The sequence below is a fragment of the Yersinia artesiana genome, from assembly GCF_902726545.1.
Classification (GTDB): Bacteria; Pseudomonadota; Gammaproteobacteria; order Enterobacterales; family Enterobacteriaceae; genus Yersinia; species Yersinia artesiana.
This window is the reverse complement of sequence record NZ_CACVAD010000073.1, coordinates 1-18469: the sequence shown is the minus strand read 5'-3', so window position 1 is coordinate 18469 and position 18469 is coordinate 1. Positions and strand designations below refer to the sequence as shown.

The following is an 18469-nucleotide window of genomic DNA, read 5'->3' as shown; positions in this document are numbered from 1 at the left end:
TGGTAGAGCAGTTGACTTTTAATCAATTGGTCGCAGGTTCGAATCCCGCACGACCCACCAACAGAATCAATCACTTAGTATTAACCTCTAATTTCAAATCTATTTCATGGGACATATTTGGGACACAATCATTAAATATTGCGTCTATTTGTCTGGCATGTTCATTTAAATGATTTGGCGAAAGATGCGCATATCTTTTAACCATTTCAATTGATTCCCATCCTCCCATTTCTTGTAATGCAGATAATGGAACTCCGGATTGAACTAACCAGCTTGCCCAGGTATGTCTTAAATCATGGCATCGGAAATCTTCTATTCCGGCTTGTTTTAATGAAGCGTTCCAAGCTGTATTTTCATCAACTCTCATTTTTCTTATTTCTAGTGTTAATTTTCCGGTAGGTTTCACTGATGATGACATGTGAACAAAAAACCATCGATTATGTTTCCCTATTTGCCCGCGTAAAACTGAGCATGCTGTGTCATTCAATGCCACCCCTGTGCGGGTTTTTGCATTCCATTGCTTTCTGCTAATATCCCTACAAATACATTAAAAAGGATATTTATATGAAAAAGGTAACGTTAATTGCCAGTAATGTTGTAAATGCAAGTGAAGGGATGCGACTTGAGGTTAGTCTTGATAATAATAATCATATTGAATTGGAGAATGAGGTTCTAGGGAAAGGCAGTGTGCAGTGGGAAAAATGGTATAGCTTCACCGTCCTGGAGTTTGATGAAAGTAAAGCCTTAATGGATTGGAATGATATCGATTTTGCAGAAAATATAAGCACTCTTGACATTCTCAACAGAAGATTAGCTGTGGGGGAACTAATTCGTTACGTTGATGGTGGTGAGCATTTCACCTACAGGATTGATGAGATTAAAAGCTAAGGTTTTCCCTAGATTAATTGTGGGCTTTTACGTTACCTTATAGTTATCCCCTGATATGATGTTTCTACTTGTAAATTTCTGGGTAGGAATATGTAGCGATTAGCATTGGGAAGATAGAGCGACGGAATGGCCAGGAAAACCCGATACTATTGCTATTAAAATAACAGTGTATAAGGCTGCGTCAGATAATATTATTTCCTCGACCATCATTAACGGCAAAAGTAAATGGGCGACTTTCGGAGGCGACCATCCTCAGGACTTGCTAGCCAAGCCAGTGAGTGAATATATCTCAAGTTTGTACTGATATTTCACCGCAATGATTATACATTGGCAATCTGCCGACACATCGGCCAGCAATGGCAATATCCTCACCGACTAGTGGCCCTATGCCTTTGCAGGTTAAATTTATGGGATCGTACCAGTCTCCGTATTCCTTAAAATCTCTGGCAACCTTATATCATGCTTCTGACATGATTGGAGCTATTGCAGATGAGATGAGGGGCTGAGGATAGCGAAAAGATATTCCGGTAAAATGCGTTCTGACTTGAAAGCGTGAAAGCAATATCGAGTGGCCGACAGCGCCGGAATAGGAATAGCAAAACCGGGCTTAACTGCCCGGCTAATATCAATCATACATCCAGCGGCTTGCCTTGGCGGATATCCACCAATTACGGAGGGTAGCCGTATCCCCAAGGAAATATAAAGAGCCTCGCATTTGTGGGACTCTTTTAACAATCACTGAAAAATAAAATGGATAACACCTACAATTAGTAGTAAAAATGCGGTGTATTGTAAGTAGTACGCTGATATTGTTTTCATATGTGCTCCTTTGATATGTTTGCTGTTAACAAGCAATTTTTGCGCCATAGATAACTATTTGATAAATTTATATTTTTAAATTTCATTAAGTGAAAAAATGCACTGAATTAGGGAATTAGCACCATCTTGGGGCAAGTTAACTTATGTATATTTTTTGATTCAGAAACGTTGGGGGGAGTTAGCCTCCCCAATAACGGAAATTAATTTAGAATGGCCGATGAAAAATAAAGTTAACTTTATGCGGGTTTATGTGCGGAGAGTAAAAATATCATTGGGCGCTCTTTTTCTTCATCCAATGCTGGGCAATCTGTAATTTGCTGTGTTGTCGGGCCCCATTCTTCTAAATGCGTAATAACAAATCCATGTTTTACCAAAAGATTAATATAAGTTCCTAATGTTCTATGTTGCTTGATAACGCCTTCAGACAACCAATTTGTTACCCGTTCCCCTTCCGCTTGATAGCTATTTATCGGCCATGATTTTTGTCCATCATCTGCAACCAGCCAACCCGGCTGTTTTGGTGCAGTGTAGATCGGATGTTCTGCAGAAAAAATGAAACTCCCCCCAGGAAGCAAAGCATCATAAACAGCCGTCAGTAGGGCTGGAAGGGCTTTTATATAATGCAATGTTAGAGAGCTATATGCTAAATGGTAGGTTTGTTGCGGTAATTGAATATTTTCCAAATCTTCTCGGCGATAAATGATGTTGCTTTCAGATGTCATTTCTTTAGCGCGATTTAACATTTTCTCTGAAACATCCAGCCCTAAAACCTCAGTCGCACCTTGTAAATGAGCGTAGCGACAAAACCAACCATAGCCACAACCTAAGTCAATGACTTTACGCCCTGACAGTGGCGGTAGCATTTTACGAATGGCTGGCCACTCCGGCGCACCGTCTAATCCATCGACTGAACGGCTAAGTTTGGCGTAGCCTGAGAAAAAATCCTGATTGTCATAAATATTTTGAGTCATGTGCCGTCCTCTTTAATTGTTATTCCTATTGATTCATAAAAGCATCGCTAGTTTATCAGTAATACGATGATATTAAATAAGGCTGTAAGATCTGTGAATATTATTTTGTTTCGAATACTCAATGTCGGATATGCGTAAATGCTGTGTTGATAATAGCAAGGAGTTAAAAAGGCCAAATACAAATGCCAGTTAAAATAGCAGCGATGACTTATCTTACTAATCATCTAAAAATAGGCTAAACTTTATACAGTTCGAGTTGGCAATTCATTGCCGACCTTACTGAGAGTTTTTTAACATTTCCAAAGACTGATAAGGTATCCCTATATTGCCCGTGTAGTTGGATATTATGGTCAACCAAGGTGCTTTATCGCTGACTGGATGCTTCTCTTGAAGGAGATAGCGATGACTCCTGTACAAATACTGATTATTCTGGTGCTTACACTTTTTGCATTGTACCGTCAGTCGGTCAGTCACGAGGTATTGTTAGGCCCAGCTCGTTTTAAATGGGCTTGGATCTATGGGATGGTCGGTCTGGTAGTGGGTGGCACATATATGCCAGCTACAATGACTTCCTGGGTTGTTTTAGGCAGTGGTGTTTTATTTAGTATTATCATCGGTGTTTTACAAGGTCGCCTGATAGAGATCTGGCGTGAACCTGATGGGCGTATTTTTTGCAAAGGAACACCACTGACGATTACTTTATTCTTACTGCTTGTTGGGTCTAAATGGATTATTGGCACACTGCAGTACCTTTATAATCAACCAACTGAACAAGGTGGATTTGGTGAAATCCTGATTATGATTGCAGTCATGGCTGCATTTCAGGTTGAAATTGTCCGACGTCGTATCCGAGCTTTATATCCGGATAACCCGGTTGATTCGTTACCTGAAGGGCGATAAGAAAGTGTTCTCTCAGCTAACAGTCGAGGACTGACTGCTAGCTGATATAAAAGTGTAATAAGATTCTTAATTTACCTTAAATCAATCAACAATAAAAAGCTTGGCACCGGATATCGTTGAAGAGCGATGTGCTTCTGCGTGGTCTGCGACCTGATAACTCATGCCTGCTTTTAATATAAAAATACGGCCATCGACAAGCTCAGTAATTAATTCACCATCAAGACACAGTAAAATATGCCCTTTGGAACACCAGTGGTCCGCTATGTATCCCGCGCTGTATTCAACCATACGAACCCGGATGTTACTAAAGTTCTGAGTTCTCCAATATGCAATTCCTTGATCTCCCTTGTGCTCGGTTTTGCCCACTGTAGACCAATCAGTGATGCCAAAAGGGATATTCCCTATATTCATGTAAACTCCATAATAAACAGATAAATGAGGCCCACATTAGCTCATCAGTAAAAGAAATACACAGTCTATTACTTTATTGCCAGTCCAAAATTTATAAACTGGGCCATACTATGAGATAAATGATAAGACGGAGTTATCAAGCCTATGAAAAACCCCACAATTTTCCAGTTTTTTCATTGGTATTATCCTGACGGAGGTAAGTTATGGCAGGAGGTTGCTGAGCGAGCAGAATATATTCGTCATCTCGGGATTAATTATGTTTGGTTACCTCCTGCGTATAAAGGGGCTTCGGGAGGATATTCGGTCGGGTATGACACTTATGATTTATTTGATTTAGGTGAATTTGATCAGAAGGGAACTCGGGCGACTAAGTACGGTGATAAAGAAGGGTTATTGAATGCAATTCATCGATTGAAGGAAATGGATATCAAGGTCCTGTTTGATGTTGTCTTCAATCATAAAATTGGGGCTGATGAAAAAGAGCTAGTAAGTGTCCATAGAGTTAATCCTGAAAACCGTACTGAAATTGATGAAGAGGTTATCGATGCACAGGCCTATACTCGATTCACTTTCCCTGGTCGCAATGAAACCTATTCATCCTTTATTTGGGACAAACAGTGCTTTACTGGTGTTGATCATATTGAAGATCCAGCAGGTGAAGGTATTTTCAAAATCATAAATGATTATAGCGATGAGGGGTGGAATACCGAAGTCGATGATGAACTGGGTAACTTTGACTATCTAATGGGAGCGGATATTGATTTTCGCAACCCCGCAGTTATGGGGGAGTTAACGTATTGGGGGGAATGGTTATTAGAGACACTCTCAATTGATGGCTTTCGCTTGGATGCAGTGAAACATATCCCCGCATGGTTTTTCAAACAATGGATTCAACATGTACAAAATAAAGCGAATCATGATTTATTAATTATTGCAGAGTACTGGTCTCCGAATATTGAAAAGTTACAGCAATATCTGGAACGGGTAGAGGGTTCGGCAATGTTGTTTGATGTAGCTTTACATCACAAGTTTCACGAAGCTTCAAATCAAGGTGATAATTTTGACCTCACACAAGTGTTCAGTGGGACATTAATTGAAGCCGATCCAATGCATACAATCACCATAGTGGCAAACCATGACACTCAGCCACTGCAATCGCTAGAAGCACCTGTCGAACCTTGGTTTAAACCACTGGCATATGCATTGATATTAATTCGTGAGCAGGGCATTCCATGCGTATTTTATCCTGATCTGTTTGGCGCCAGCTATGAAGATACCGGTGATGACGGAGGAATTTATCAGATAGAAATGCCCGTTATTGCGGAATTAGAAAAATTAATTCAGGCCAGAACACGTTTCGCACATGGTGCGCAGATCGACTATTTTGATGATAAAAACTGCATAGCGTTCGTTCGCTCGGGAACAGGGGAAGAGCCCGGTTGTGTGGTTGTCCTTTCTAATGGCGCGGAAAATGAAAAAATCATTCAACTAGGGGAGGATTTAGCCAATAAAGAGTTTGCTGATTTCCTCGGTAACCATTCAGCCATTATAACCACTGATGATCGCGGCGAGGCAATATTCCCAGTCAACGGGGGCAGTGTGAGTCTTTGGGTACAGAAAGAGTTTTGCACTAATATGGAGTAAGTTGAATTTTATGTTCCTAACATCTTCCTAAATGTGATTTCAGGCACAAAAAAACCGCCTCTCGGCGGTTAACGACATACTCATACTACTTTGTTTTACTTAGATTTGTTTCCATGGTGCCCGGGGCGGGACTTGAACCCGCACAGCCATAAGCCGAGGGATTTTAAAATCTGTGTTTTATTCATTAAAATCATCATATTACGATGGTGAATAGGAACATAAATATATTTTCCTAGCCTGTAAATTCAATGAGTTACTTGATGATTTCACTACTTCTTCCTAAGTTTTGGACATCATTTTTTCTGATTGCCCACCACCGGTACAATTTTTATTTTCCGGTCATAGCGTGCCGTTTGTCCCATATTTCTATGCCCTGATATCGCCTGCTTCTCACTGAGTGAACCCTCAAGATCAGAAACACCTTTGGCTTTCAGATCATGGAAGGTGAAATTAAAATCCAATTCAGGGTGAGCCTCTTTTGCTGCTTCTTTGGCCTTGCGCCATCGGCTATTAAAGCCGTCGCGCGTATACCGCAGTCCGGTGCGTTGGCGGATGATATATACACTGCTGATACCGGGTTGTAAGGGCAGGGATTCTGCCAGTGCGATAGCGTCATGCAAACGCACCGACCACTCTTTGATTTGTTTTGCCCCTGTCTTACCCTGCCTGATATATATCCCCGATTCTCTAAATTGATCCTTGCGTAATGAAAGCACATCAGCTTGTCTCGCCAGACACAGATACGCTATTTCCATTGCCGCTCGTACGATGTCGGGTGCGGTCTGATATAAAGCGTTATATTCTTCATCTGTAATATAGCGTTCCCTCGATTCCTCTTTAAATTGCTTAACTCCCTTACAGGGATTGCCTTTCACTAATCCCCGTTCATATCCCCATCTATAGGCCCGCGACATAAACGTTTTTTCCCTGTTTGCCTGCGTTCTGCTACTCAGTCCTCGCTTATCCATATATTTTCGGACATGTTCAGGTTTTATATTATCGGGGTGCATGGCACCGAAAACCGGTAATAATTTTGAGGCGTATTTTCGATAGTCTTTTTGTGTCTCGGTTGCTAAATCGATGAAATCAACAGACCGGAAAAAAGACTCAACTAATATAGTTAACGTTGATTTGTCTTTTTTCTCATTAATGAACTTCTCATAATGAACCCAGACTTCAGCCTGTGTAGCGTCGAGTGCGCACAATCTTATCGTGCGTCCGTCCGGGTGTTTGAAGTTATAAGCACTGGGGCCACGGAATACTCGTGAGGGCATCCAGTTATCGGCGGCGTTCTTGCGCTTACCGGCCACTGTTCATGGCCTCGAAATTGGGTTCTTCTTTTTCTGGCTCCAGCGGCTTACCGCGCAAACTGACTGGATTCAAAAAATGGCCCCAAGTGGTTTTCGGGTGTCCGTCCGGACGTCGGATAAAAAAGATCCCCGAGCGGCGTAAAGAGTCACATTGTTTGGTTTTGTAGTGATGACCGGTCAACTCAATCATCTCCTCTTTGGTGATTATGTCGTGGTCGTTTTTCATGGTCTTGCCCCTGTATCATTTGGGTTATTGCTCTGTCGGTCGCAGAACAGGCCCGGTGTATATCCTGGTCGGTGAGTTGTTGTTTCCGTACACTGGCTGATAACTTGCCGATCTTAATATCGAAATCGGTTAATAGGCGTTTGCCCGGTTGCCATGGCTGCATGGTGGTTTCCCTGGTGTTGGATTACCACAATGCTAGCGGGGCAGGTTGATTATTTCTGATTATGCAAAATCAATTTTTCGGGTGTTTTCTGCGGTGGGGTGCTGCTAATTCGAACATCTACCGGAAAATCGTAGTGAACATCACAACGGCGATCGGTGTGGATAGTTCCCGTTCGTCCATCGGGGAGCGTGATATAGGACTTTTCACCGCGTTTGTGAGTACGCTTTAGCATGGGTGTTGCCTCAGTAATGCCCCGTTGATTTGGGGCGGGATGAAATTAGCGAACCTGCAGGCTACGGCTACCGATCTCGATATGCGCACCTTTAACATCAACACCATTTTCAATGGCTTCCTTGATGGCCTTTTTATCGGGCGCTACGATGGTTTGCACTGTCACCAATTCACTGGGCAATAAGTCCTCATTGTCGATCACCACACTGACCACACCTTTGCGTGCGGTGAATGTGTTATACGGCGTTTTAAGTGTGTTCTTATCTGCGGCCAATAAGCAGTTAAGGACGTACTGTTTGATCGATTTGGCCCGATTCTCGAATGACCTTTTCCGGTCAGCCAGGCGTTTAGCTTCCTCATCACAGGTTTTAGCCTGGCCTTCAAGGTTACGAACAAAGACATAGGTTGCATCCAGCTTATCCCCCAAGGCACCCTCTAAACCCTCCAGCGTATCGGCGATCATTTCTGGCGTGAGTTCATCTGAGGACTCAACCAATTGTTGCAGTTTGAAAAGGTCTGCGGCTAATGCGATGGCTGTATTGCTCATGCTGTTTGCTCCTGTGCGTTAAGTTTGGCAACCCGTTGTTCGGTTAAGCGATGTAATGCAAGCAGGCGGCTTTTGAGGTAGTTGGCGTATTCTTTGTCGGCTTTGGCGTCGGCATCTTTGCGGTGTACGTCGATTTCTCGCGTAATGGTGCTATATATCTTATTCACTTCATTGGTGGTGACGGCATTCGAAATGGTATTGCCGACTTTGGTTAACTTCTCATCCAATTCTTTGCGCAGACGCACGGAGTCACCGGCTTTTTCACTGGCATTTTTGATAGCAAACTCAATGTTATTTTCTGCCATATATTCGGGGTTATCGTGCATGCCGAGCCATACGTCAGCGCTAAAGCCCAGCATAGATAGCGCTTTCTTAATGGCGTCCGTGAGGCTTTTTTTGATTACCTCGTTATCAGCCTTAATTCCTTTATTGGTTTTATACATGTAAGGGGTGGCTCCGTAGCTTTCGATCTCGCCACGCACATCTCCCTCAATTGAATACCAGAATTGAATTTTGATTGAGTGATTCTGTTCGCATATCAATGTGCCATCGGCATCACGAATAAGCCGGTTGCCAATGTATTTCTTGTTATCGTCGTAAATAGCCTCGGACATTGGCGCGCCTGCCAGCATCTTTTCTTCAAGAATGGTATAGCCCCAACCCTCACCGATGGGACCGAATACTTCCGTGGCCCGCATAAACATATATTCAGCGTTAATGCTGGTAGCAACATATCCCGCACCCTCTACAGGTTTGGTAAAGCGTGGGTCGGTGCGTTGTACCGATTTCCAAATATGCAGATTTTCTTGCTCCTGAGGGGACTTCTGCGCAATCTCTTGATCAATCAACCCGGCACGGTGTTGGAACTCATCAACAGTAACTTCTACGCTAGCAACCGTGCTTGGTTGCGCCGTATCAATAACCTCTGCCGGCTTCTCATCAGTCGAGGCATAAACGCTGTAACCCAACTGATCCAAGGTTTCTTTAGCCTGTTGAGCGGTGTTATCGGTGATGGGTTCCTGTGCGGGGTTTTCCTGTTCTGTTGCAATGATTGGCGGTTTTGTTTCAGTTTCTGGCTCAGAATTGGCAACCAGTGCCAGTTTTGTTTCACTGTTTGCCGCCGGTTGGGGTTCACCACCGACCAGACCATCAATAGAGAACTTACCGTCACCCAAATTTTTAACCGCAGGTTGCGGCCCTTTGACGGCGATACATTGTGCGATAAATTCTTTTCTGGCGGCGGCATTGGTCAGGAAGATAGGTTTCTTTTTACCCACGCGAATGATCTCAAAGATAGTTTCACGCGGAATAGACAACGCATCACTACGAACGCGTAATTCGGTTGACCATTTGCGCCAGGCATCATCATTACTGTCCATCAACTCTTTTGCTTGCTTCATTTCTGCTGAGTGGATTTCCCAGCAGTTAAAATCAGCCGGTACCAAGGCGAGGGCAACTTCGAGATCAAGCGTTTTATAGGTGTGCTCAAAGCTGCGTTTGATTGGCGCATCAGGAGCCGGCGTGTCAATGCGGGTAACTTTTTTAGTACCGGTTAACTCGTCCCGTTTATTGGGTTCATCAACCCATTTTTGAGCGAATTTTCGAACTTCTGAGAATTGAGGTGTTTTCGGGAATTTCACATTGATAGCGTCGATCAGCTCTTTGACTGATTCTTGGTACATTGCTCCTATAGCCGGTATGCCTGCTAACGCGGTTATAATGGAACGTAGCCCGGCATCACCCTCATCGTCGTTAACCAGGTCATATACCAGTGATAGTTCGTGCGTATCGATGTCACCTAAGTCATACATTAGGATTTTACCAACTTTGACATCAATGCCCAGTTTGGCGTAGTTCACTAAACCAGAATCATCACCTTGTTCGTCGCCGTCGTTATCGTCCTCATATTCTGCAGATGCCACGGTATTTGGCGTCCATGCTTTGCCATCAAAAGTATTGTCTTGTGCGAACTGTTCGTCGAACTCACCAACCACAGGGCGCGGTTGCCCGACGGTATCCTCACAGATTTTCGGATCAGCAAAGTTATCGCCAGCGGCGGGGTAGGCTTCCCACAATTTAGCGATGGCCAGTGCGGATGCCATTTTCTTATTGATAGCTTCCAGCGCTATAACCAATGGGATAGCCCCATTTTTGACAGCCGCTTTTTTCGGCTCGAATAAGCAAATAAATACAGTCATGTTGGTCTTGCCTCTTTGGTTTAATTGCCAGTCATTGCGAGCTTTATAGCTGCCCTGATCCCGGCTTTCGGAAGTCTTGCCGCTTTAAATTGTCCCTTAACAGCATTTGAATAAGCTGTTCCGGTCGAGGGATAAAATTCAACACGGCGTTTACCGCCAACAATGGTTATATGCATTGTGCCAGTGCTGGTATCTGAATTGTTTTCGTGTTCAAGAACAGACAATCCCGCAGAAATGACGTGATCGATAGCGGCCTTGATTGTTGTCATGGCTAAAATTCCCCTAAGTGGAGTTAAAAAGGAATGTCGCTATCGTCAGTGACGCTTGCTGTGGTGTGCTCGATGCAGAGCAACGCCTGAATCTGATCATCAATTAGCAATTGATGCCGATATGATTCTGCCGCGAGTCGTTCTTTCTGAGCACGTAGTGAATCAACCTGCTTACTGATGATTTCAAATGGATCGGGTTCGTCGAACGCCAACGTGATTTCGCGGGTTTCGAGTAACGCATGGGATGGCGCAGACTGTGACATGTCACTGGTACACACGATAAAGCGATTATCTTTCAATGCTGAATGCGGATTAACATGGATATAGAGCGTGGTGGTTATCTGTAGTGCTGTCATAGCAACTCCTGATATACTAATTTTAAGGTCGATGGCGTAAGCCGTTGGTCTTGCCTCTGTTAACGGGTTGGTCCCCGTTAGCAATTCCCGGTTAACTTTGGTCGGTGATCCGGGGTAAAGAAGCCCACTTCGGTGGGTTTTTTTACGTCTGTAATTTGGTGCTGTCTTTCCGAGCCGTCAGGTCTTCGGTCTTGCCTCGCCACATTTTCCCGCCGTGGCTACGTTATGGTTTGGGCTGCTGCGCTGTGGTAATCATGCCGAGCCTTGGCACGGGGTTCTCCTCCAATGCAACAACCCAAATTCTCTATTACCGCACTTTGACTATTTGATAATCCCGCCCGGAATTACGAGCGAAGTTATCTGCTTCTTTGCGAGTTGGGTAAGTATTTCCGTTAGCCCACATTCCGCAGTAGCGATATTGGATCTGAAATTTACCTACTTGCTTTTTGGTCGCTTTCATAACTTTCCTCTCCGCTGTCTTCCCAGCTGCCAGAACGTACTAAACCTAAACTTGCGAATCATCCGGTGTTTCGTATGCCACCGGCAGCTACTTCGTGGGCGTCCTGCCTGTTCGCATCGGCTGCTGTGCCGTGTTGATGAGAGGAATGTACCTATAGTTACCTTTTGTGTCAATAAGGAAATGTTCCAATAGTTACATTTAGGGGCGTAAAAAAGCCCATCAGGGGGATGGGCTATTGATTACAGGTCTTGGGTGACCTGAACAACGCGACCGAGAATACGGCAATTGCCGTTGATTTCGATGGGTTTGAAATTGGGATTTAACGGCATTAGGTATTTGTTGGGGCCATCAACAACTAACTTTTTAATGGTGGCCTCGGAGCTGCCATCAATGATGGCGACCACTATTTTACCGTACAAATCATCAATAGAACCATAATTAGGTTCTACGATAACGGTAGACCCCTCGGGGATAGAGGGAGAACCGTTGGGGTTGGTCATTGACTCACCCCGAACATCCAAACCAAATGCGTTTTCAGAAACCTTCACTGTGGTGTTACACCATCTAAGAACATCAGAAATACGGGCGGCGGAGTAGGTTTCTGTCCAGGCACCGGCTTGAACGGATGAGATAACAGGTATGGCATTAGGCGCAGCGACGAGGGGCTTAATCTTCGTATCGTCAACCTGACGTAAATCTCCGGTACCATAGAGTAACCACTCTGGCGTGCATGAAAGTATTTGCGCCAGCCGGTGAAGATTCTCCCCATCTGGTTTAGTGATTCCTGACTCCCATTTTGTCACTGATACACGGCTCACCCCAATAGCTTTGGCTAATTGGACTTGCGTGAGATCTAGCTGCAGTCTGCGAAGACGGATGCGGTCATTCATTTCATTTTTCATGTAACCAATGTTACGCCATAGTGAGGTGAAAAGTGTTTGCATTGTTATGTACCTTTTGTTACCTTTCATCCTGAGTTAAACGAGGAGTTCCTATGAACAAGAAAGATGTCGTCAAGTTTTTTGGTGGGGTAGTGAATACCGCCACGGCCTTAGGCATAAAGCACCCAGCGGTTTGCCGTTGGGGGGCAATTATCCCTGAGAAACAGGCAATGAAGATTGAACGCATGACTCATGGCGAACTGAAATATGACCCCGCTATGTATCGAAGTGCAGCCTAACCAAATCCCACTCACAAATCTGATTATCAATAATCAATTTCCTGCGACAGGAGACGCAACGTGGAACAAGAAATCAAAGCCCTTAAAGCCGAAGTTCAGGCGTGGGCGGCAGAGCGGGGGCAGGAGCATGTAGCTATCGAGATCAGCAGAATGTTTTTCTTGCTCAATATCAACACCGGTTCAGTTCGTCTCACTCCCATTGAAAACGGGCAGGGTGGCGCTGATTGGAAATCTATCAACAACAACCGGCAGCAGTTATTTCGTTGGCTGCGCGGGGATTCAAAAGCATCAATGCGCAAGGTCTTGGAATTATCACCGGTACTTAAAGCGGCACTCCCGGCAGAACGGCGGGCCAGGGTAAATGGCGAGACCGTGAATTATTTGGTTTCGATTGCTAGCCGAGAGTTTGCCGCAGCAATTAGCGCGGTTCTATTAGATGGCTGTGACATGTCACAAAGAATATCGGGCGCTGTTGCGGCACTTCACGCAATCAGACCACAACACCACCGGCTGACCACCGTATAAAACAGAGGCAAGACCAATGCTTACATCTATCGACAAAATCACCTGGCGCAACGGATTCCGGCTTAACGGCCAACCGGCAAGTATGGCTGACATCGCCCCTATTTTTGCCGGGCGTCAGGTAGCCGCATATAGCGTGTGGGAGCAGTACGAGCAGAAGAAAGCTGACCTGCGCCTGATGAACCTATCGCCCGACGATTATCAGTCTGCCTGTCGGCAAATAGCCGCAGCGCTGGGGATCTGACTATGAGCATGAATCTAATGGCTAAGGCCATGAGTATCAAAGTCGGCAACCCGTTACGTAAATTGGTACTGATAAAATTAGCCGACAATGCCAACGATCAGGGCGAGTGCTGGCCATCGGTTCCCTACATTGCTGAACAGTGTGAAATATCCGAACGCTCGGTACAGAATCATATCCAAAAACTGGTAAAAAATGGGCTGGTTAGGATTGAAGAGCGTAAATCTGAAAATGGCTTAAATCGCTCAAATGTTTATCACCTGCGCTTAAATTCCGCTGGTGCAAATGCTGCACCCTATGGTGAATCTCCTGCACCCTCTGGTGTAAATGGTGCACCGGTTAGTGGTGCAAATGCTGCACCCAGAACCAGTCACTCTTTTGAATCAGTCATAGATCTCAATACACCCCTTACCCCTCAAGGGGGAACTGAAAATATTCTCGCTGACGCTGAAAGGGCGTTGGCGTATTACAACCAACTCACTCACACCCGATGTGAAGACCCTGGGCCATTTAAAATCTTGCTGACAACAACCAAATCGCGCAAAGCCTATGCGCTGGTTGATTTGCAATTGGTGACCCATTGGGTGGTCAGCACATGGAAACCCCGTAACGGCAAGTATGCCAAACCTGCGAATATCTGCCGCGTGAATCGGTTCGATGGTTATCTGGCCGATGCCCGCGCATGGTCTGAGTCTGCAGGGCGGATTGATTGCGATGCGGTCATTGCTGCGTACAACCGTGTGTTCAGCGATGTTTTGCCACTGGCTGAAATCGATCAAGACCGTAAGCACGCTATCCGCGAATTACTCCAATACCTCAAAACCAAAGACCTTGAAGCGTTTCAGGGCTATTTCGAGGCGTTCCGCGAACAGGCTCCGGTGTTTTATTTCGGTGGTGATGATGGTTCCCACTGGCGCGCCAATTTTGATTATCTGATGAAACCGGACGTGTTGAGAAAAACCCGCGACGGTGCGCTATGAAACCTCAAGAGTTAGAAGCGGCCATTCTATCCGGTCTGCTGTATGGCGGCTCAACCCCTGATGCGCTGGAGGTTATTGCCACACTGCCGGAAGAGGCATTTAGCATCAGGATTTATCGTTCTGCCTATGCGGAAATTAAAAAGCAGGCATTGACCAAAGGGATGATCGATGTCCTGTTCGTCAGTGAGGCGCTGGGCGGTAGTAGTCTGGCTACGCTATCTGAAATTGTCCGTATGCCGGGCAACGTAGCAAACCTGAAAGGCTATGCCGCCTATGCCCGTAAGATTTGGTATAGCCGCACCATGACCGCATTATTTCAGACCGCGGCTGACGGCATCAGGGGGGCGAACAATCAGGAGCAGCGCGATCAGGTGATACAGGGCGCGGTAACACAGCTAATTGATATGACGGCAGATAGCGGCGGCATTATCCCGGTGCATCTGAATGACTTATTGCCCGGCTATATGGACATGCTGGATAAGCGCATGAATGGCGAAATTGAGTCAATGAACCTGCAAAGCGGCATAGTCGAGCTGGATGCTATCACCGGTGGCTTTAACCCGCAGGACTTGGTGGTTATCGCCGGGCGTCCGGGGATGGGTAAGACCGAGTTTGCGTTGAGAATTGTTGAGGGGGCCACACAGAACGGCGGCGGGGCGCTGATATTCAGTATGGAAATGGCTTCCCTACAGATGGTAGAGCGTTCCGTTGCCGGGGCCGGTAATTTGCCAGTGTCAAAATTACGTGACCCTAAAACCTTATGTGATGAGGACTGGGCGCGCATTAACTCCGCACTACAGGCATTGAATGGCCGTGATATTTGGATTGTTGATGCCAGCGAACTGACCATCGATCAGATACGGGCTATCGCCGAAACACACAAGCGCCGGTACCCACAATTAAGAATGGTGATGGTTGATTATCTTGGCCTGATTACCAAACCCAAGGCGGAGCGTAATGACCTATCAGTCGGCATCATTTCACGCGGCTTAAAAACACTGGCCGGTCGGATAAATACCCCGATTTTTGCCCTTAGCCAGTTATCACGAAAAGTGGATGAACGGCCACCGGGTAGCCGTAGGCCAATCAGTTCCGATCTCAGAGACTCCGGTTCAATCGAGCAGGACGCTGACAGCATCATTATGTTGTATCGAGAGGCGGTTTATAACGCCGATAGTCCGGCGGCCAGATTTGCCGAGGCCATTGTAACCAAAAACCGATTTGGCGAGCCCGGCACCGTTTATCAGGAATTTAAAAACGGCCACTTTCTGCCGGTGGATCAGCTGGTGGCAAAGGAGGCCAGCCGAATAGCGAAAGAGGCATCCAGGCCACCGGCCAAAGAAAAGAGTTATTCAACACCTAAATTTTAATCGCGCCTGACCAGCGTGTGAACTAACCCAAAGAGGCAAGACCATGCATACAATCAATGAATACATCAATGAAAAACGTCCGGTTATTGACGATGGCTGCGACCACGGCCCGGCAATAATAGATCGTATCAATCAAGCAGCTCGCGCTCGTCTGCGTGTCCCATACGTTCCCGCACCAAAGCTGGATAAGGTGGCTGAACCTGTCATTGAACATGGCGCCATGGTGAAAATCGGCAACCGTATTAGCTATGGTCGCCGCGTTATGACCGGTATTTATGAATTACAGCGCCTTGGCCGTTCCCCGCAACGTATTTCAGTCATGCTAAAAATGCCGCTGGATAGAGTTGAGCACATTCTTAAAGCACATACTCCGGTAAGACTGGAGCTACTCAACAAAGTAAAAGCCGGGCCACTCCCCAGCGAACCCAACATCATGAAACGCCTGGCGGCTGAGTCGAGGGCGTAACCATGGCCGGGCAATCGGATTATCTCCCGCCCGGACTCCCGTACAACATTTGCCTCTGGCCTCAGGAATGCCAAGAAAAGCTAAATCTTGATCTGAGAGCCAGCGGCTTAATCAAAAATCTGTACGAGCGTAGAACCCACCGCGCCCACGTACTGGAAGCGATTGAACGGGTACCGGTGCATTATCGGGAGTTTTTTAAACAGCGCTTAAATTACTGGCGCGACCGTAGAGACCACAGAGGCGAGACCAAATGAATATATCAACCGATGGCATGATTGCTGCAATTCGTTCAGCAGCGGAAAGAGTGGAACCGCGTGAAAGTGAGGTGCTAAATAGCATCGCTGATCGCATAGCGGAGCTGGTGGCATCAGCTAATAAGAACCGGCGCACAGCGAAGCACTACGAGCGGGAGTGCTTGGAGTGGCAGGGGAAATATAATGCAGTAGAAGAGAAGCTACGCCAGCCTATTGTGTTGCCAAATATTGGCATCACGGCTGCATCTGAATTTATGCCTGATGCCAAAGTAATCCCAATAGTTGTAGTTCATGGGGCTATCCAAGCCGCTGGTTTTGTGGTGCAGGAGGGAAACTGATGTCAGAGATAAAACATCCGGTCATCCGATACCATGGCGGCAAGTTTCGATTAGCGAAATGGATAACCAGTTTTTTCCCTGCTCACCGTTGCTATGTTGAGCCGTTCGGGGGGGCGGCATCAGTTCTACTGAGAAAGGCCCGCTCCCACGCGGAGGTTTATAATGATCTTGATGGCGAAATCGTGAACCTATTCCGAGTGCTGCAAGATCCAGTAATGAACATACGGTTACGTGATTTATGTGTACTGACACCGTATAGCCGTGAAGAGTTTAACTTTGCCTATGAGCCTATTGATGATGAATTGGAACAGGCTCGCAGGACGGTAATTAAGGCCACCATGGGATTTAGTTCAGCATCGGCCACAGCCAATAAATCAGGGTTTAGGACTGATACCAAACGAGAATATTCGACAGCCCAGCAGTTATGGGCGTCTTATCCTGATAATTTAGCCGCTATTGGTTCGCGTTTACTTGGCGTATTGATAGAGAACCGCCCAGCCGTTCAGGTGTTACTGGATCATGATACTGACAGCACTTTGAATTACATTGATGCGCCATATTTGCCGGAAACGCGCCAACGTTGGAAACCAACTGGTTATTCATATCGCCATGAAATGACCGAGCAAGATCATATCGAATTACTCGAGCCGGTCAGAAAATTGAAAGGCATGTCGATCATTTCCGGTTATGACAGCGAGCTATATAACGACATGCTGACCGGGTGGTGTAAAGAAACAAAAGCAGCACAAGCTAGCGCCGGGATGGGTGGCACGGTTACCAAAATAGAATGCCTATGGTTCAGCCCTAACATTAATAAACGGGAGCATCCGCATGACTGACACTAAAGAGCGGGCTGCTGCCCGTAAACGTCTACAACGACAGAAAGAACGTGATAGTGGCACGCATAAATTAATGGTGACGCTAGATCAGCAAGAGAAAGAGATGTTACAAAGGAACTGTGCTTTAAGACGACCGCAGCGGGAACCATATGACATGGACGAGTATATCACTATGCTGATCCGTAAAGATGATGCTGAAGTTAAGGTAAAAATGGCGGAGCTGTTAGAACGTCGCTGTGGGAAATGTGGTGATATTCTACCGGGTGAAAACGGTGGTTGTTTGTTAATTGGTGACTCGGAATGCTGGCAGCATTTGGGGTGGCATGAGTTGAAATTATAAATGTTATTTATACTAATAAAGGATGAAAATGAAAATATCAACGGTTTGTCCTGAATGCTATAGAGAAAACAGAAATAAAGGAAAAACCAATCATCTAATTAGTTACGATATAGATTACTTTGATGATAGATTGGTTAGGTTACTATGTGAGGAGTCGCACGATATTAATATCGGCATCAGCAATGAGAAATTTCAAATCCTATTTTCTTCCTCCATTGACACCTACTTGTCTGGGCATACTATTGAGTCTACGAGTAGTGCTTGGGCTGCATTTGAAAGATGTCTAGAGTTTATGATTAGAGTTTTCACATTTCCTCATAAAGTTGGCATGAAAGATTTTTCTATTAGTTTCAGTAATGTGTCTGGTTCTAGTGAACGACAGGTTGGAGGGTTTTTATTTTTGTATTTAATATCAGTTAACGAACCGTATATGTTTAATAAAAGATTGAATATAATTAAAGATAAAAGAAATTCATTTATTCATAAAGGAGTTATTCCTAACGGAGAGGATGCATTTTATTTTCTCAAAACACTATACAATGAAAT

Annotated in this window: 26 protein-coding genes and 1 pseudogene; 15 read left to right on the top strand and 12 right to left on the bottom strand. The window is 45.4% G+C overall.

Features of this window, described 5'->3' with window-relative positions; translation table 11 throughout:
- Positions 1-70 precede the first annotated feature (70 nt).
- Positions 71-532 (bottom strand): annotated as a pseudogene (locus HU019_RS18785) (site-specific integrase); the annotation flags it as partial.
- Between the two features lie 32 nt (positions 533-564).
- Here HU019_RS18785 and HU019_RS18780 point away from each other — a divergent pair.
- Positions 565-888, top strand: a complete 324-nt coding sequence (locus HU019_RS18780; protein WP_174847480.1) for a hypothetical protein — start codon at positions 565-567, stop codon at positions 886-888.
- Between the two features lie 148 nt (positions 889-1036).
- Complete coding sequence (locus HU019_RS18775; RefSeq protein WP_227739313.1) at positions 1037-1192, top strand: DUF4823 domain-containing protein; 156 nt, start codon at positions 1037-1039, stop codon at positions 1190-1192.
- Between the two features lie 751 nt (positions 1193-1943).
- On the opposite strand, the gene HU019_RS18770 is transcribed toward HU019_RS18775, so the two are convergent.
- Entirely contained in the window at positions 1944-2678 is a 735-nt protein-coding gene (locus HU019_RS18770) for a class I SAM-dependent methyltransferase (protein WP_174847481.1), read from the bottom strand.
- 402 nt (positions 2679-3080) lie between these two features.
- On the opposite strand from HU019_RS18770, the gene HU019_RS18765 reads away from it, so the two are divergent.
- On the top strand, positions 3081-3578 hold the full coding sequence (locus tag HU019_RS18765; RefSeq protein ID WP_174847482.1) for a hypothetical protein: 498 nt from the start codon (positions 3081-3083) through the stop codon (positions 3576-3578).
- An 81-nt stretch (positions 3579-3659) separates the two neighbouring features.
- Here HU019_RS18765 and HU019_RS18760 read toward each other — a convergent pair whose 3' ends face one another.
- Positions 3660-3989, bottom strand: coding sequence for a DHCW motif cupin fold protein (locus HU019_RS18760; protein WP_174847483.1), 330 nt, complete (start codon positions 3987-3989; stop codon positions 3660-3662).
- A gap of 144 nt (positions 3990-4133) precedes the next feature.
- Here HU019_RS18760 and amyA point away from each other — a divergent pair, with 144 nt between their 5' ends.
- Positions 4134-5633, top strand: a complete 1500-nt coding sequence (gene amyA / locus HU019_RS18755; RefSeq protein WP_174847484.1) for an alpha-amylase — start codon at positions 4134-4136, stop codon at positions 5631-5633.
- Positions 5634-5926: 293 nt separating this feature from the next.
- Here amyA and HU019_RS18750 read toward each other — a convergent pair whose 3' ends face one another.
- From HU019_RS18750 to HU019_RS18710, 9 genes are all read right to left on the bottom strand, one after another.
- Positions 5927-6943, bottom strand: a complete 1017-nt coding sequence (locus tag HU019_RS18750; RefSeq protein WP_174847485.1) for a tyrosine-type recombinase/integrase — start codon at positions 6941-6943, stop codon at positions 5927-5929.
- On the bottom strand, positions 6933-7169 hold the full coding sequence (locus HU019_RS18745) for a DUF4224 domain-containing protein (protein ID WP_025377968.1): 237 nt from the start codon (positions 7167-7169) through the stop codon (positions 6933-6935). Before HU019_RS18745 ends, HU019_RS18750 begins: the two co-directional genes overlap by 11 nt.
- 212 nt (positions 7170-7381) lie before the next feature.
- Complete coding sequence (locus tag HU019_RS18740) at positions 7382-7564, bottom strand: hypothetical protein (protein ID WP_174847486.1); 183 nt, start codon at positions 7562-7564, stop codon at positions 7382-7384.
- Positions 7565-7609: 45 nt separating this feature from the next.
- A complete protein-coding gene (locus tag HU019_RS18735) occupies positions 7610-8110 on the bottom strand; it encodes a siphovirus Gp157 family protein (RefSeq protein ID WP_174847487.1) in 501 nt (166 codons plus the stop codon).
- Positions 8107-10308, bottom strand: a complete 2202-nt coding sequence (locus HU019_RS18730; RefSeq protein WP_174847488.1) for a transcription termination factor — start codon at positions 10306-10308, stop codon at positions 8107-8109. Before HU019_RS18730 ends, HU019_RS18735 begins: the two co-directional genes overlap by 4 nt.
- 20 nt (positions 10309-10328) lie before the next feature.
- A complete protein-coding gene (locus HU019_RS18725) occupies positions 10329-10577 on the bottom strand; it encodes a hypothetical protein (protein WP_050537307.1) in 249 nt (82 codons plus the stop codon).
- A gap of 23 nt (positions 10578-10600) precedes the next feature.
- Positions 10601-10933 carry a hypothetical protein gene (locus HU019_RS18720; RefSeq protein WP_174847489.1) on the bottom strand — a complete coding sequence of 111 codons (333 nt, stop codon included), beginning with the start codon at positions 10931-10933 and terminating at the stop codon, positions 10601-10603.
- Between the two features lie 307 nt (positions 10934-11240).
- A complete protein-coding gene (locus tag HU019_RS18715) occupies positions 11241-11393 on the bottom strand; it encodes a hypothetical protein (RefSeq protein ID WP_157180273.1) in 153 nt (50 codons plus the stop codon).
- 239 nt (positions 11394-11632) lie between these two features.
- Positions 11633-12295 (bottom strand): LexA family protein, encoded by a 663-nt coding sequence (locus tag HU019_RS18710; protein WP_174847615.1) that lies wholly within the window; start codon positions 12293-12295, stop codon positions 11633-11635.
- Positions 12296-12387: 92 nt separating this feature from the next.
- Here HU019_RS18710 and HU019_RS18705 point away from each other — a divergent pair, with 92 nt between their 5' ends.
- The 11 genes from HU019_RS18705 to HU019_RS18655 all read left to right on the top strand — a co-directional run.
- Entirely contained in the window at positions 12388-12573 is a 186-nt protein-coding gene (locus HU019_RS18705; protein WP_046051132.1) for a Cro/CI family transcriptional regulator, read from the top strand.
- Positions 12574-12633: 60 nt separating this feature from the next.
- A complete protein-coding gene (locus HU019_RS18700) occupies positions 12634-13098 on the top strand; it encodes a toxin YdaT family protein (protein WP_046051131.1) in 465 nt (154 codons plus the stop codon).
- A 16-nt stretch (positions 13099-13114) separates the two neighbouring features.
- Positions 13115-13339 (top strand): hypothetical protein, encoded by a 225-nt coding sequence (locus HU019_RS18695; RefSeq protein ID WP_050335732.1) that lies wholly within the window; start codon positions 13115-13117, stop codon positions 13337-13339.
- A 2-nt stretch (positions 13340-13341) separates the two neighbouring features.
- The gene (locus tag HU019_RS18690) at positions 13342-14316 is read left to right on the top strand and encodes a helix-turn-helix domain-containing protein (RefSeq protein WP_174847490.1); all 975 of its coding nucleotides are present in this window, start codon (positions 13342-13344) and stop codon (positions 14314-14316) included.
- A complete protein-coding gene (locus HU019_RS18685) occupies positions 14313-15686 on the top strand; it encodes a replicative DNA helicase (protein ID WP_174847491.1) in 1374 nt (457 codons plus the stop codon). The genes HU019_RS18690 and HU019_RS18685 overlap by 4 nt, the downstream gene beginning before the upstream one ends.
- Positions 15687-15729: 43 nt before the next feature.
- On the top strand, positions 15730-16152 hold the full coding sequence (locus HU019_RS18680) for a hypothetical protein (RefSeq protein ID WP_174847492.1): 423 nt from the start codon (positions 15730-15732) through the stop codon (positions 16150-16152).
- Between the two features lie 2 nt (positions 16153-16154).
- Entirely contained in the window at positions 16155-16406 is a 252-nt protein-coding gene (locus HU019_RS18675; protein ID WP_174847493.1) for a DNA polymerase III subunit theta, read from the top strand.
- Positions 16403-16744, top strand: a complete 342-nt coding sequence (locus HU019_RS18670) for a hypothetical protein (protein WP_174847494.1) — start codon at positions 16403-16405, stop codon at positions 16742-16744. Before HU019_RS18675 ends, HU019_RS18670 begins: the two co-directional genes overlap by 4 nt.
- Entirely contained in the window at positions 16744-17583 is an 840-nt protein-coding gene (locus HU019_RS18665; RefSeq protein WP_174847495.1) for a DNA adenine methylase, read from the top strand. The genes HU019_RS18670 and HU019_RS18665 overlap by 1 nt, the downstream gene beginning before the upstream one ends.
- Complete coding sequence (locus tag HU019_RS18660; protein WP_174847496.1) at positions 17576-17923, top strand: hypothetical protein; 348 nt, start codon at positions 17576-17578, stop codon at positions 17921-17923. Before HU019_RS18665 ends, HU019_RS18660 begins: the two co-directional genes overlap by 8 nt.
- Positions 17924-17951: 28 nt before the next feature.
- A partial coding sequence (locus tag HU019_RS18655; RefSeq protein ID WP_174850514.1) for a hypothetical protein occupies positions 17952-18469 on the top strand: 518 nt, incomplete at its 3' end.